The 14419-nt window shown below is 70.2% G+C and carries 14 protein-coding genes and 1 pseudogene; 11 read left to right on the top strand and 4 right to left on the bottom strand.

The window, feature by feature from the left end:
- Positions 1 to 254 precede the first annotated feature (254 nt).
- Positions 255 to 947, top strand: coding sequence for a GNAT family N-acetyltransferase (locus tag P8R59_RS04510; RefSeq protein WP_278102923.1), 693 nt, complete (start codon positions 255 to 257; stop codon positions 945 to 947).
- Position 948: 1 nt separating this feature from the next.
- Here the strand turns inward: P8R59_RS04510 and P8R59_RS04505 are convergent, their stop codons facing one another.
- Both P8R59_RS04505 and P8R59_RS04500 read right to left on the bottom strand, forming a co-directional pair.
- Positions 949 to 1158: a multidrug transporter gene (locus tag P8R59_RS04505; protein ID WP_077051299.1), complete on the bottom strand. Its 210-nt coding sequence runs from the start codon at positions 1156 to 1158 to the stop codon at positions 949 to 951.
- Positions 1159 to 1162: 4 nt separating this feature from the next.
- Positions 1163 to 1972: an SDR family oxidoreductase gene (locus P8R59_RS04500; RefSeq protein ID WP_278102922.1), complete on the bottom strand. Its 810-nt coding sequence runs from the start codon at positions 1970 to 1972 to the stop codon at positions 1163 to 1165.
- Positions 1973 to 2240: 268 nt separating this feature from the next.
- On the opposite strand from P8R59_RS04500, the pseudogene menC reads away from it, so the two are divergent.
- The 5 genes and pseudogenes from menC (at position 2241) to P8R59_RS04475 (ending at position 7872) form a co-directional block, all read left to right on the top strand.
- Positions 2241 to 3379: pseudogene (gene menC / locus P8R59_RS04495) on the top strand (o-succinylbenzoate synthase).
- A complete protein-coding gene (locus tag P8R59_RS04490; protein WP_278102921.1) occupies positions 3376 to 4077 on the top strand; it encodes a hypothetical protein in 702 nt (233 codons plus the stop codon). Before menC ends, P8R59_RS04490 begins: the two are co-directional and overlap by 4 nt.
- A gap of 57 nt (positions 4078 to 4134) precedes the next feature.
- Positions 4135 to 5523 (top strand): glycine--tRNA ligase, encoded by a 1389-nt coding sequence (locus P8R59_RS04485; protein ID WP_278102920.1) that lies wholly within the window; start codon positions 4135 to 4137, stop codon positions 5521 to 5523.
- Between the two features lie 4 nt (positions 5524 to 5527).
- Complete coding sequence (locus P8R59_RS04480) at positions 5528 to 6835, top strand: ATP-binding protein (RefSeq protein ID WP_278102919.1); 1308 nt, start codon at positions 5528 to 5530, stop codon at positions 6833 to 6835.
- Between the two features lie 2 nt (positions 6836 to 6837).
- Positions 6838 to 7872: a tetratricopeptide repeat protein gene (locus P8R59_RS04475; protein WP_278102918.1), complete on the top strand. Its 1035-nt coding sequence runs from the start codon at positions 6838 to 6840 to the stop codon at positions 7870 to 7872.
- A 37-nt stretch (positions 7873 to 7909) separates the two neighbouring features.
- Here the strand turns inward: P8R59_RS04475 and P8R59_RS04470 are convergent, their stop codons facing one another.
- Together P8R59_RS04470 and P8R59_RS04465 are read right to left on the bottom strand one after the other, a co-directional pair.
- On the bottom strand, positions 7910 to 8260 hold the full coding sequence (locus P8R59_RS04470; protein WP_278102917.1) for a hypothetical protein: 351 nt from the start codon (positions 8258 to 8260) through the stop codon (positions 7910 to 7912).
- Positions 8260 to 9303, bottom strand: coding sequence for a DUF6177 family protein (locus P8R59_RS04465; protein ID WP_278102916.1), 1044 nt, complete (start codon positions 9301 to 9303; stop codon positions 8260 to 8262). Before P8R59_RS04465 ends, P8R59_RS04470 begins: the two co-directional genes overlap by 1 nt.
- Between P8R59_RS04465 and P8R59_RS04460 the strand changes: the two genes are divergently transcribed.
- From P8R59_RS04460 to P8R59_RS04440, 5 genes are all read left to right on the top strand, one after another.
- Positions 9295 to 9735 (top strand): DUF6507 family protein, encoded by a 441-nt coding sequence (locus P8R59_RS04460; protein ID WP_347404955.1) that lies wholly within the window; start codon positions 9295 to 9297, stop codon positions 9733 to 9735. The genes P8R59_RS04465 and P8R59_RS04460 overlap by 9 nt on opposite strands.
- Positions 9735 to 12053, top strand: coding sequence for a hypothetical protein (locus P8R59_RS04455; protein ID WP_278102914.1), 2319 nt, complete (start codon positions 9735 to 9737; stop codon positions 12051 to 12053). The genes P8R59_RS04460 and P8R59_RS04455 overlap by 1 nt, the downstream gene beginning before the upstream one ends.
- A 430-nt stretch (positions 12054 to 12483) precedes the next feature.
- On the top strand, positions 12484 to 13293 hold the full coding sequence (locus tag P8R59_RS04450) for a hypothetical protein (protein WP_278102913.1): 810 nt from the start codon (positions 12484 to 12486) through the stop codon (positions 13291 to 13293).
- 83 nt (positions 13294 to 13376) lie between these two features.
- On the top strand, positions 13377 to 13964 hold the full coding sequence (locus P8R59_RS04445; RefSeq protein WP_278102912.1) for a hypothetical protein: 588 nt from the start codon (positions 13377 to 13379) through the stop codon (positions 13962 to 13964).
- Positions 13957 to 14403: a hypothetical protein gene (locus P8R59_RS04440; protein WP_278102911.1), complete on the top strand. Its 447-nt coding sequence runs from the start codon at positions 13957 to 13959 to the stop codon at positions 14401 to 14403. Before P8R59_RS04445 ends, P8R59_RS04440 begins: the two co-directional genes overlap by 8 nt.
- Positions 14404 to 14419 lie beyond the last annotated feature (16 nt).

Here is a 14419-nt window from a genome sequence, read left to right as displayed (position 1 = left end):
GTCGTCCTCTCGTCCGGGCCCGGGCGATCCGGGGCTTCACGGATAGGACGGTGTGCGCGGGCGCTTCGTCACGCCGCGGTGCGATCCCGCGTGGCTCGGCGCGGCATCCTCGTCCCACTTCATGCGGGTTTCGGCGTGCGGGAGCAGCAAGAAGGGGGACATGATCCGCCAGAAGTGGGACGAGGGGGGGCGCAGCGTGTTCCGTGGGCAAACGGGGCGAGGCACGCGCGGGCGGCGGATGCCAGACTCGGACCATGAGCACGTCCGGCATCGACATCCGCCCGCTCGACACCCTCGAGGCCATCGTCGCCGGGGCGCAGGTGTTCGACGACGTCTGGGTGGGGGATCGCGCGACGATGCCAGCGAACATCCTGCGGGCGTTGGAGCACTCGGGCAACTACGTCGTCGGCCTGTACGACGGTGACCGGATGATCGGGGCGTCCGCGGCGTTCTTCGGACCGCCCGCGGAGCGCACGATGCACTCGCACATCACCGGCATCCTGCCCGGATACCAGGGGCGCGGTCTCGGGCGTCAACTCAAGGTGCACCAGCGCGAGTGGGCGCTCGAGCGGGGGATCGGCCGCATCACCTGGACGTTCGACCCGCTGATCCGCCGCAACGCGCACTTCAACCTCGCCGTCCTCGGCGCGAGCGCCACCGAGTACCTGGTGAACCAGTACGGCGAGATGCCCGACGACGTCAATCGTGGCGACGAGTCCGACCGGCTGATGGTGTCGTGGGCCGTGGCCGAGCCGCCCGCCCCCACGCCCGCCGGCGATGCGGTGCGGGCGGTCGTCGAGATCCCGGATGACATCGAGGCGCTCCGCCGCAGCGACCCGACCGCAGCCGCCGAGTGGCGGCACCGCGTCCGCGATGAGCTCCGAGGGCACCTGGCATCCGGTCTCCGCATCGGCGGCGTCGGCGGGCGCGGGTACCTGCTCGTTTGAGTCAGTCGCCCGAGACGGGTACGTCCTTCTCTGCGGCGGGGTCGCCCTGCCCGGGGCCGGGACGCACGGCCGCGTCGTCGCGCACGTCGATGCGGGTGACGCCGTCGTGCTTCGTGACGTCGATGCGCGGGGCCGCGTCGGCCTCCGTCGCCTTCGGGGCGCTCGTCAACTGGTCGTGACGGTTCTCTTCGAAGCTCTTCTCGTCGCTCATCGCGTCACTCCTTTCCGGCCGAACGCCACGCGTCCGACTCCATGTGCGATCCCGCCTGCGGGCCCATCTGCAGCATCCCGCCGTCGACGACCCAGCTCGCGCCGGTGACGTACGAACCCGACGGCGACGCGAGGAAACGGATCACGTCGGCGACCTCGTCCGGCTTGCCCGGGCGACCGAGCGGGATGCCGGGACGGTGGATGCGGTCGGCATCCTCGGCATCCATGTCGTTGATGGGGGTGGCGATCTCGCCCGGCGCGACGGCGTTCGCGGTGATGCCGTACTGCCCGAGCTCGAGCGCCATGGTCTTGATCAGGCCGCCGAGCCCGTGCTTCGCCGCCACGTACGGCGCCGAGCCGACGCGCGGCTGGTGCTCGTGCACGCTGGACACGGCGATGAGCCGCCCGCCGTTCCCGGCCGCGACCATGCGCTTCGCGGCGGTGTGCAGGGCGAGGAACGCGCCGTCGAGGTTCAGGGCGATGTCGGTGCGCCACGTGTCGAGGTCGAGGTCGAGGAAGGGCCCGCCGATGCCACCGCCGGCGTTGTTGACGAAGACGTCGAGGCCGCCGAGCTCGTCGGCCATGGCGTTCACCGCGCCGGGGACCGAGCCGAAGTCGGTGGCGTCGAACTGCGCGACGACGGCGCGGCCGCCGCGGGCACGCACGCCCTCGGCCGTCTCCTCGGCACCGTCCTTGTCGGAGTGGTACGTGATGGCGACGTCGAGGCCGGCCTCGGCGAGCGCGAGCGCGGTGGCCGCGCCGATGCCCGAGTCCGAACCGGTGACGATCGCGTGGCGGGGAGTGAAGTCGCTCATGCCCGCGACGCTACGCGCGGGCGCGACGACGGGGAGCGGCCTTGCCAGGCCCGGGCGGGGGCGTTACGGTCGCGCTTCGCCGCCGCGCCCCGTGCCGAACTCCGGAGAAACGTGCGTGTTCGGGCCGTCGGAGGCCCGAGGGGCCGTCGGAACGGCGAATTCTCCGGAGTGCGGCACGCCGCAGGCGCGACACCGGCCCGCCGCCGGCGCGAGCCCGGCACGTTGCGGGCGCGAGCCCGACCCGCACAGCGCCCGATACCCTGCCCTCATGCCGCCCCGCACCTCCGCCGCCCCCGTGACCCTGGATGCCGTGGAGCTTCGCGTCCTGCAGATCCCGCTGGTGTCGCCGTTCACGACGTCCTTCGGCACCGAGACGGTGCGCGAGGTCATCGTCGTCACCACCGAAACCCCCGACGGGCGCGGGTGGGGCGAGGTGGTCACGCAGGCCGAGCCGAGCCGTCGTACTCCAGCGAGTACACGCAGGGCGCGTGGGACGTCCTGACCCGCTTCCTCGCGCCGGCCCTGCTCGGGCGCCGCACGGTCGCGCCGGAGGAGGTCGCCGGCATCCTGGCCCCGGTCGTCGGGCATCGCATGGCCAAGGCCGGGCTCGAACTCGCCGTGATCGACGCGGCGCTGCGCGCCGAGGGCCGCAGCCTCGGGCAGTACCTCGGTGCCGAGAAAGACCGCGTCCCCTCGGGCGTCTCGGTCGGCATCCAGCGCGACCCCGCCGCGCTCGTCGACACCGTCGGCGGGTACCTCGACGAGGGCTACGTCCGCATCAAGATCAAGATCAAGCCCGGACGCGACATCGACGACACCGCCGCCGTGCGGGCGGCGTTCGGCGGCATTCCTCTTCAGGTGGATGCCAACTCCGCCTACACCCTCGCGGATGCCGACACGCTCCAGGGCCTCGACGCCTTCGACCTCCTCCTCATCGAGCAGCCGCTGCAGGAGGACGACCTCGTCGACCACGCGACCCTGGCGAAGCGCCTCACCACACCGGTGTGCCTGGACGAGTCGATCGTGTCGGACAAGGCCGCGGCTGACGCGCTGCAACTCGGTGCCGCGGCGATCATCAACATCAAGGCCGGCCGTGTCGGCGGCTACCTCGAGGCCCTCGCGATCCACGACCGCTGCCGTGCGGCCGGGATCCCCGTGTGGTGCGGCGGCATGCTCGAGACGGGCATCGGGCGGGCCGCCAACGCGGCGCTCGCGGCTCTCCCCGGGTTCTTGCTGCCCGGTGACATCTCGGCATCCGCCCGCTTCTACGACCGCGACATCGTCACCGAGCCCGCGGTAATCGAGGACGGGCACGTGCGCGTCCCGACGGGGCCGGGGCTCGGCGTCGAGATCGACGAGGCGGCACTCGAGGAGTTCACCGTGCACCGCGAGCGGATCACCCGATGAGCAGCGCGCGGTCGGGACTCTCGGAGACCGACCGCGACGACGTGCCCTGGGGGCGGGCGCCCGTCGGGGGCATCCCGATCCCGCCCTTCGCGGATGCCGCGGAGCACCGCACCTACCTTCGTGCCCTCCAGACGTTCCTGCTGCTGCTCGACCGGGGCGAGCCGTCGGCCGCGACGATCGCGCTGGCCGCCGCGCTCGAAGCGGAGCTCCCGCGGACCTCGGGCGAGGCTCCGACGCACCTGTCGCCGCTGGCGCTGCGGGTCAGCCTGTCGACCTTCTTCCCGGCCCCGTGGACGCCCGAGGCGCTCGCGTCGGCGCTCGACGGCTTCGGCTACGGCGTGCCCGTCCGTGGTCGGGGTGGGTGGTCCTGGGGCGGGGATCCCGACTACGCCGCGCGGCCCGCGCAGCGGGGGTGGGAGATCGAGCGGCACGAGCGCGGCTCGTTCAGCCACGCGATGATCGCGCACGAGGGCGATCTCGTGCTGCTGTGGATGGACATGTTCCGCAACCGCTTCCCGTATCCAATCGCGCACGTCGCCGACCCCGCAGCGCCGGCGCTCGACTCCCTCTCGGACGCCGCCCGCGCCACCCTGGCCGCCCACGCCACGAACGTCGCGATGCCCTATCTGCAGAACTGGATCCGCGAGCGCGACGACGCCCGAAACGGCGGGCCCGGCGCGGCGGGATCGCTTCGATAAACTGGATGCCGCGCACTCGCGCTCGCACCCACAGCTTTCCCGACCATTGGAGCCACCGTGGCCGAACAGTCCCGCCTCGACAAGGTCATCTCGCTCGCCCGCCACCGCGGGTTCGTGTTCCAGGCCGGTGAGATCTACGGCGGTTCGCGTTCGGCGTGGGACTACGGCCCCCTCGGCACCGAGCTGAAGGAGAACATCCGTCGCCAGTGGTGGCAGACGTTCGTGCGCGGCCGCGGCGACATGGTGGGCCTCGACTCGAGCATCATCCTGCCCAAGCGCGTGTGGGAGGCGTCGGGCCACGTCGCGACCTTCACCGACCCGCTGGTCGAGTGCCTCCACTGCCACAAGCGCTTCCGCTCCGACAACCTCATCGAGGACTTCGAGGCCCGCAAGGGTCGCAAGGCCGAGAACGGCCTCGCCGACATCCCGTGCCCCAACTGCGGCACCAAGGGTCAGTACACCGAGCCGAAGGCGTTCTCCGGCCTCGTGAAGACGTACCTCGGCGTCGTCGACGACGAGTCGGGCCTGTACTTCCTGCGCCCCGAAACCGCGCAGGGCATCTTCGTGAACTTCTCCAACGTGCTCACGGCATCCCGTCGGAAGCCCCCGTTCGGCGTCGGCCAGGTGGGCAAGGCGTTCCGCAACGAGATCACCCCCGGCAACTTCATCTTCCGCACGCGCGAGTTCGAGCAGATGGAGATCGAGTACTTCACGCCCCCGGCCGAGGCGCAGCAGTGGTTCGAGCACTGGGTCGAGGCGTGCTGGGACTGGTTCGTCGACCTCGGGATCGACCCCGAGAACATGAAGCGGTTCGATGTCCCCGAAGACGACCGCGCGCACTACTCCGCCGGCACGATCGACGTCGAGTACCGCTTCGGCTTCCCGGGCAAGGAGTGGGGCGAGCTCATGGGCGTCGCGAACCGCACCGATTACGACCTGAAGAGCCACTCGGATGCCTCGGGCTCGAGCCTCACGTACTTCGACCAGGCCTCGGGTGAGAAGTACACCCCGTACGTCATCGAGCCGTCTTTCGGTCTCACGCGCGCGATGATGGCCTTCCTCGTCGACGCGTACCGCGAAGAAGAGGTGCCCAACGCGAAGGGCGGCACCGACACCCGCACGGTGCTGAAGCTCGACCCGCGCCTCGCGCCGGTGAAGGCCGCCGTCCTCCCCCTGTCGCGCAACGAGCGTCTGTCGCCGCTGGCGCGCGAGGTCGCCGACACTCTGCGCGCGGCCGGCTGGAACGTCGACTTCGACGACGCCGGGGCGATCGGCCGCCGCTACCGCCGTCAGGACGAGATCGGCACGCCGTACTGCGTCACGATCGACTTCGACTCGCTCGACGACAACGCCGTGACCGTCCGCGACCGCGACACGATGGGCCAGGAGCGCATCCCGCTCGACGGCCTGCACGCCTACCTCTCCGAGCGCCTGCGCGGCGCCTGAGATCGTGACGGGCTCCGACGACTTCGTCGAGATCATCCGGGCGGCAGTCGAGGCCGACCCGGGCAACGTCGGTCTGCGCGTCGACCTCATCGAGCTGCTGCTGCAGGACCGCCTCGACGAGGCTGCGGCCGAGATCGAACAGCTCTCATCGATCGGAGCGAACGCGGCCACCGTGCTCGTGCTGCGGGCCCGGTTGGCGGCGGCGCGTCTGCGGGCGGGTCAGGTTCCGGATGCCGCGGCGCCGGTGTCCGCGGAACCCTCCGCGCCGGAGCGGCCCGCGCCCGCGCCGCCCGCTGCTCCCGCACCGCCCGCGGCATGGCCTCCGCCCGCGGCATCCGTGCCTCCCGCCGCGCACGGGTCCACGGCATCCGCCGCCTCGCCCGACGAACGGGTGGCCGGACCTTCCGCGACCTCGCAGCCCGAAGTTCCGGCCTGGGACGTGGAGCGTCCGTCGGTCACGTTGGCCGATGTCGCCGGCATGGACGAGGTGAAACGGCACCTCGAGGCGTCGTTCCTCGCGCCCATGCGCAACCCGGAACTGGCGAGCATGTTCGGCAAGCGTCCGCGCGGGGCTCTGCTGATGTACGGCCCACCGGGCTGTGGCAAGACCTTCATCGCCCGGGCCATCGCCGGAGAGCTGGAGGCGAACTTCGTCCACGCGACGGTGGCCGACCTGTTCGGCGAGCTGGTGAGTCAGACCACGGGCGCCATCCGGGCGTTGTTCGAGACGGCGCGGGCGTCGCGCCCCTGTGTCATCTTCCTCGACGAGTTCGACGCGATCGGGGGACGCCGCACCTCCGGCGGGTCGAACTCCACCGCCTGGCGGACGATCACGAGTCAGCTGCTCGAAGAGTTCGACGGGGTGGATGCCGCGAACGACGGCGTGTACGTGCTCGCGGCGACGAACCGGCCCTGGGACGTGGATCCCGCGCTGCGTCGCCCGGGACGCCTCGACCGCACCGTACTCATCCTGCCGCCGGATCAGGAGGCTCGCGAGACCATCCTCGAACGGGGCCTGCGGGACAAGCCTGTCACCGCGGTGGACGTGTCCGACATCGCCCGGCGCACGTCGGAGTACTCGGGGGCCGACCTGTCGTACCTGGTCGAGACCGCGGTCGAGACGGCGTTCATGGAATCTCTGCGCGACGGCGTACCGCGCATGATCACCACGGCCGATCTCGAGCGGGCGGCGGCGGCGTCCGTCCCGTCGACGCGGGCGTGGTTCGAGCAGATCAAGCCCGTCCTCGACTACGGGGTCGACGACGGCACGTTCGCGCAGCTCCGCGCCTATCTCAAGAAGCATCGGATCTGACCGTGCCCGAGGTCGAGCCGCTCGAGCGGGCACGGCTCTATCTGCAGGCGGGCCGACCGATCGAGGCCCGGACGCAGCTCCAGGCGATCCTCGCGGAGTCGCCGACCGATGCGCGGGCGCACCTGCTCTCCGCTCGGGCGGAGATCCTGATCGGAGATCCCCCCTCCGCCGAGGCGCATGCGCGTGCGGCGACCGCCGACCCTGACGTGCGGGCGGTGGCGTTCGGCGTCCTCTCCGAAATCGTCGGCCTCGACCCCCTTCGCAAAGCTGAGGCCGTCGACCTTGCCTCCGCCGCCGTGCGCGCCGATCCCGCAGACTGGCAACTGCGCGGCATCCTGGGGAGATCGCTGGCTCGCACCGGCGACCTCGGCAACGCGTGGGCGCAGGCCGAGGAGGGGGTGCGACTCGCGCCAAATGATCCCTCCTCGCGCGCCCGGGCACTCGTCGATCTCGCGCGCGTTCCCCTCGCCGACCGTCGCGGAGGGCAGCGGATGCGCGCGATCATGAGAGATGCTGCGGCTCTCGACCCGACCGACCCCGAGGTCGTCTCAATGCTCGCCGTCGCGCAACTCCACGCCGGACGGCGGCGGGAGGCCATCGCGACGTCGCTCGGGGTGCTTCGATCCTCGCCGACCGACCGATTTCCGGTGGTCGTGGCACGCGTGGCGATGCATGCGATCGTCGCGCGGTTCTCGCTCGTCCTCCTGGGCGTGGGGTTGCTCGCGCCGGTCGCCGCGGGCCTCGTCGCCCGTGGCACCGTGTCGGGGACTCCCGCACGGGTGGGCGGGGCTGTGGGGCTCACGGCGATCGCCGTGGCGGTGACGCTGATGGTGCGCTCGCTCACGCGTGCGATCGATCGCCGTCGCTTGTGGACCCTGGTCCGCCGGCAGGCCGGATTCTGGGTCGGTGTCGCGGCAGTCGCGATCGCCGTTGTCATCTACGCCGTCGGCCTGATCTTCGGAGTCTTCCTGCTGCCCCTGCCCCTGCTGGCGTTCCTCGTCGTCGTGCTCATCTACCGCTGGTCTTCGCCGCGCTGACCACTGATCCTCGCGGCCGTGGCCGGACTCGGAAGCGTCAGCCGCGTCCGTCGGGCGCGAGGTCGTGGGCAACGCCACCCGACACCGCGGCCAGTGCGGCGATCACGCGCGCGGCGCGCCGCTCACTCTCCCACGGCGCGACGAGATCGATCCACCACCGCTCCGCATCGGCCGGGGCATTGTCGCCGAGAAGGCGTCGGACCTCGACCGGTCGGGCGGGGACCGGGTGCACGATCGTCAGCACGGTGGCATCCCCGTCGACGAGCACGATCTGCATTCCGCCCGCATCCATGCGGTACGTCAGCGTCGGCTCGGTGGCGGCCACGGCATGGGCGACCTCGCGCAGGCCGATCACCCGCGGCGTCAGAAGGACGTATTCGTGAGGCATCAGCGGCTCCGCCACTCGTCGATATCGAGGCGGTACCCCGTCAGTTCCGCGACGCGCTCGACCCCGAGGGTCTCGGTGATCTCGACGAGCCGGTTCCACGCGATCTCAGCCGGCTCTCCCGACCGTCGCAGCGGGATCACGAGCGCCGGCGTGCGCGGTCGGCCGGCGATGCGGGCGTTGAATCGCCGACCCCAGGTCGCCGGGTCGAGCGCGAGGTCGCGCACCGCGGGAGCCCCGATCAACAGCGCGAGCGGTCTCGCCGTCGGGGCGACGAACGCCGAGGTCGTCAGGTCGGCACGACCAGGGCGCGTGAAGAGCGCCGCCATGAGGGGCCAGGGGGCGACGGCGAGTTCGTCGAGAGCCTCCACCGCGGCGTCGGCGCGCGCATCGGTAGCCGAGTCGTCCAGGCTGCCGAGCGAGACGAGCGCCTCGGTCACCTCCTCGACCCCGCGCGCCGTGCGGCGGGCGGTAAGCGTCGCGACCACGGGGCGCGCGGAATCCCCGATTGCGATGAGGCGGGTGTCGCTCGGCATCCGGGTTCTCGCGAAAGCGGTGAGGGCATCGCGGTCCCAGGCGTACTCGGCCGGTTCGTTCGGGCCCCACGCGCCAGGAGCGGCCTCGGCCGAGCGGCCCAGGATTTCGAGCGCAGCGCCCAGGCGGGTCGAGGCATCCGCCCGATGACGGACCGAGACCGACGCGACCAACTGCAGCGTGGTGGGCTGCTCGAGTTGGAGGGCGTCGGGGTGCGGGGCGGCGGAAGTGCTGTCGAACGCGGCCGCGAGGTCGTCGAGGGGACGCCACGTGAGTCCGTCGCGCAGCCCGCCGGTGGTGCGTACGACCCAGGGCACGCGGGTGGCCGTGAGGGCCGCGCGCATCGGTTCGGTCAGGCGCGTGCCGTCACCGGTGAGGAAGACGAGCGGATGCCGCGCCATCCCCGCCCGCCGAAGCAGGTCGCTGCGCGTCGCCGTCAGGGGGAGCAGCGGTGCTCGGCTCTCCGATACCGCGATCCCCCCGACGACCTCGTCGATGAGGGCATGGCTCACGATGCGCTGTGCGTCCCTCGACAGATCGACCACGTTTTCTATCATGGTCGAGGGCGAAGGCGGAGGTGGACGATGACAGGATGGCGTGTGTCCCCGGAAGGGGTGCAGCAGGTGCTCACGGGAGTCGACGCAGCAGCGACATCGATCGCGACGGCTCTCACGGGACTCTCGGACCAGCTGTCGGCGGCTGTCGCCGGCACTCGCTCAGCTGAGGTCGCCGAGGCGATGCAGGCGTTCGTCGAAGCTCAGACGGCCGATCTGACTCTCATCGAGCAGCGCATCCCGAGCGCTCGGCAGGCCGTCATCGACGCCACCAACGCGGTCACGGCGGGAGACCTCGAGATGGCGACGACGACGCAGGCGCTCGCCGCGTCGGCCTGGACTCCGGATGCCGGGGCCTTCGTGCGCCACGGCGGATCGGTGCCGTACTGATGTCGCACGGTCTGATCGATCCGGCGAAGCTACCGGGCCTCGACCTCGACCTCGCCGGGGTGGCTCAGGCGGCCACGGACATCGCCTCGCGTGCGGGCTCGATCAGCCAGGCCGGGACCGATGTGGCCTCCTCGTGGTCGGCCTTGCCGGGGTCGTACGAATCGACCGGTGCGGAATCGGTCTACGTCGCGATGAATCCCGTGCGCGACGCCTCCGACCGCGTCGGCAGCGACCTGGCCTCGGTCGCGAGCGCCCTCAGCACCTGGGCGACGACCGTTCAACCGATCCTCTCGCGCGTGGCCGACCTGCGCACGGATGCCGAGGCGTTCGTCTTCGAAGCGAACACCTTCCAGCCGCGCGTCACCGCGACGGGCAACCTCGCCGTGACTTTCCTGCCGGTCCAGGTGGACAACTGGTGGGAAGACCCCGAGATGGTCCAGCGGAACGCGGACCTCGTCGACCAGGGGCACCTCCTCGGCGAGCAGCTGCGCGTCGCGAACGAAGACCTCGCGAACGCGATCCGCCGCGCAGCGGGACTGTCCACCTCCGCGGTCGCCGGCGCCGCGACGACAGCCCCCGACAACCTCCAGACCGACTGGGGCACCGCGTCGCCGCGCGAGGAGTCGTGCGCCGAGAAGACGATCGGCTTCCCGATGCACCTCACCGGTGGCGTGCTCACCGGTGCGTGGGACATGGTCGGCGGGCTCGGGATGCTGCTGGGCGGATACGACTTCAAGAGCTGGCCACCGCCGGCTTGGGCCGTGGCCGGGGAGCTGATGTCGGGCGACCTTCAGGGCGCGATGGACCGTGGCGGTGCCTGGCTCTCGGGTTGGGCACAGTCGTGGGTCGGTCTCGGACATCTCGTGACGGGCGTCTCGATGGGTTTCCTGGCGCCGGTGATGTCGGAGGTCGTTGCCCCCGGGCAGATCGCCGACCTCAAGTCGAAGGGCGTCGACACCGGTTTTCTCGAGTGGCAGCAGCAGTGGACGCGCGACTCGTACCGGTCGTACATCGACCTGTTCGGGAGCTTCGTGGGGTACCACGCGCCGGAGGAGTGGTGGAACGCTTCGCCCGATCAGTGGGGAGAAGGCTGGTCCGATTGGGGTAAGGACCCGGGTGGTACCGCGGGGACCTCGCTCTTCAATGTCGCATCGATCTTCCTTCCCGCCAAAGGTGGCGGCGCACTCCTCGACGGGGTGCGGGTCGGGCGCGGGGCCGAGGGCCTGGGTGACGACGTCGGTCGGGTCGGGGCGGGCGAGCGCAGCCTCGATCTCGGCAGCACCCCTTTCCGCCCTGGCGGCCTCGCCGACGACCTGGCGAAGTTCGGTGGCGCGCAAGATGACCTGACCAGCACTCTCGGCCGCAGCCCGCTCGATGACGGTGGCACCCTGCTCGACGACATCCGCGGCGGAGATCACGTCGTCCGCCTGAACGCGGATTCTCCGCGCGTTCACATCGAGCCGGACGGCGAGAGCCCCGGTCCTGTGCCGACCCCGTCCGACGCGCCGCCTGGAGGGGTCTTCGGTACACACCCCGCCCCCTCCGACTCGGCGAATGCGCAGGCCTCCATGCCGCTCGGCCCGCCCTCCGATCAGGCGCGTGTCTACTCGACCCCCGACGGCGCCTCCGTCAGATCTCACTGGGCCCCGGAGCAGACGGAGGCCTGGCCGTCGGGTATCGATGAGACACGTGCGGCTCTCGAAGGAACCGGCTACACCCTCGACGACTACAACAGGCTCATTCATCAGCCGAGCGGTCCACTCGACCCAGCCGATGCGGCCCTCATCCGTCACGTGCGGGGACAGATTGCCTGGAACGATCAGACGGTCTTCCAAAAGGTCATCCCACCCGGTGAGGCGTCGCAGCGCGCGTTGGGAACGTATGCTTACGCACCCGACTCGCTCGGTGGATACGTGGCTCGTCTGCAAGACGTGACCAATCTCAGTGACTCCAAAGCCGTGTACAGCGGACTTCGTCTTGACTACCCCGACTCACCCTTCCACTCGCTTCTCGACGGGCCGATCCAGATGATCCGTTACCAACGCGCGGACGGGTCGCTGACGATTCCGTTCGACCGACACGTTTCAGGTGGCCCAAGTTCGTTTGCCGACGCCGACCCCTTCACAGGAAAGGGTTACACCTATTCCGGGATTCCTGGGCCCGACGGGAATGTCATTCCCGAGCTATACGCATCGGCGGGAACCAAGATCAAACCTGGCGCTGAGATGTGGGAAGTCACTCCAGGTGGCACGTATCGTATGCTCGCGGTCCTGAACGAGGCCGGTGGATGGACACCGGTGGGCGGGTGGAAGCCGTGATTGCGAGCGGGTTGCATCCACGGGGTCTTTTCGGCCGCATCGAAGGCCACGAGGTCCCTCTTCTCTCCCTGGGCGATGCGGGCCTCTTCGGTGCGCAGGTGGACTGGGTCTCGCTGGATCGGGGGCACCTCCCTCGCGGTGTGGCCACTCTCCCCCACTCCGGGCTTTCGGGGCCATCGACGGTCCTGGTCGCCCGCCAGCTCGTCCAAGACATCCGATCCTGGCATTGGTACGTCTTCTGTGAAGGTGAATGGTGCTGGGTAGGGAACGTCCGAGATGGCGATGTTCTCATCCACACGGACTCAGCGATCCTCGCGTCCTCGGATCCCGCGTGGGAGGGGCATCGAAACGACGGATGGCACCGGTGGGTGGCCGCGGAGGGGCTTCAGATCGAGGCTCGATCCGAGCCCATAGGCGATAGCGTGCACAGGTGACGCCGCTGCAGAAACTGCTCTTCCCGCCGACGGTACGTGCGTACCTCGAGAAGGGGGCGTCTCTGCTCGCTGGGCCGGTAGTGCGCCTCGGCGACGCGACTTCTTGGCGTACGGCCGGCGATGTCCTGCGCGCCTACGGCGTCGAGGACCGCGATGTCCGTTCGGTGGACGTTCTGCGATGCGCCCCGTCGCCGCTAGACCGGGTGGCCATCCCGCAGGCCGGGGACCCGACGACAGTCGCGGGCTACGGGGCCGGATATTTGCGCGCGGGAATGACTCCCGTCTGGGACATCGCAGCCACCGAGGTTCCGCGCGATGCCGAGATTTGGCGCATCTTCGCAGACGGCCATCAGGAACTCATCGGCGCCTACGGTGGTCCAGCGATCGGGTGGCGGGGGTCGTCGGTTTTCGCTCCGCCGACCTCGCTGGTGGGGCCGCGGGCGGTGTGGGGGGGTCGCGAATGGCGAGCCGCGTGGATTGACGACTCCCGTGTCGAGCTCGTGGCACTCAGCGAGGTGCCCCTTGAAGGGTGCGAAGAAACGCGGCCGTGGGTGTTCCGACGAGTGGTCGACGCCGCCTCTTGCGACCGGATCTTCGCATTCGAGTTCTCCGCGCAGTGGCGGGGCCTTCCCTGCGTGCTCCTCCAGAGCAACACCGCTGAGGCGGCCGTCCTGTTGCGTGTCGACCCGGAAGAGGCCGCACAGGTCGGTGCGACAGTCCTCGAGCCCGGCGTGTTCTGGCACCTCGTCCCGAGCGACGAGGTGAGCGACATTCAAGCGATCCAGCGGGAGCTCCCGCGCGGGTGAGACCGCTGCGCGAAGTGTGTGAGGAGTTGAACCATGACTGATGGTCTCGGGCGTCTGCGTGAGATCCCTACTCCGGGAGCACAATGAATTCTTCGCGGTATGTCGACGACGTCGCGATCGCCCTGTACGACTCGATGAGCTCCGAACTCCTCGCGAGTTTCGGGGGCGGCGTGAGTATTGCGAAGTTCCTGGGCGAGCTCGACGACGACGGGGCGCGGCAGTCGTGGTCGACCCGAATCTCGCGGGAGCTCGCCGAACTCCCGCCGAATGCGCTGAACAGCCTCGTCATCCATCAGGGCTCCGCGACGGTGAGCGTGTCGAATGAGGTGGTAGCGAGATTCGGGCTGGGTGAGGTGACGGTGTCTATCTCGGGAGACGATGTCTGGGAGACGGCCTTGCGTCCCGGTTTCAGCGTCGCGATCATCGTCGGTCTCGGCTGGAGCCGCTGGGGGCAACGGTGGGTGGACGAACTTCGACGTGTGGGCCTGAGGCGGGGCCCGATCGTTGATATAGGGGACGGTCGTGCGCTGCACTGGGTCGCTCAGCGTCCCGACGAACCCGGGCCGTGGACCTGTGCGCGTTCTGCGGAGGGCGCGGCTCTCATCAGTGATGCGGAGTCGCTGGGGACCCCGCGCCTGCGGGAAGTGTATGAGGAGTTGAACCGTGACTGATGGTCCTGGGCGTCTGGAAGACGCCCTCGCGAAATTGCCGATCTTCCGCGGTGTGGTGTGGAGGGGGGCGGGCTTCGAGCTGACGACGCCGTTCACCCTGCAGGCGCCTCTTCCCACGTCGAAGGATGCGCGGGTGGCGTCCGAGAACTTCCGCGCTCCCTCCCTTCACGCGATCGTCTCGGTTTCGGGACGCGAGATCGGGCCGCTCTCCCGTCACCCCGCGGAGGCCGAGGTTGCGCTCCTTCCAGGGTCCACGCTCACCCCGGCCACCGGGGTGCATCTCGTCGAGGGGTTCAGCGTGCAAGTCGTGAGGGAGGTGTCCCCGAGCGGGGAAATCGCCCCCATGGTCTCGGACGACGACCTGGCACTCATACTCGAGCCGGCTCGCTTTGCACCTCGGGTCGACATCACGAGCCCGGGCCGCTTCTTCGTCGAGTGAGCCTGCAATGGCCTGC

The sequence above is a fragment of the Microbacterium proteolyticum genome (genome assembly GCF_029639405.1).
Lineage (GTDB): Bacteria > Actinomycetota > Actinomycetes > Actinomycetales > Microbacteriaceae > Microbacterium.
The sequence above is the reverse complement of the archived record's forward strand: the minus strand, read 5'-3'. Positions and strand labels throughout refer to the sequence as shown.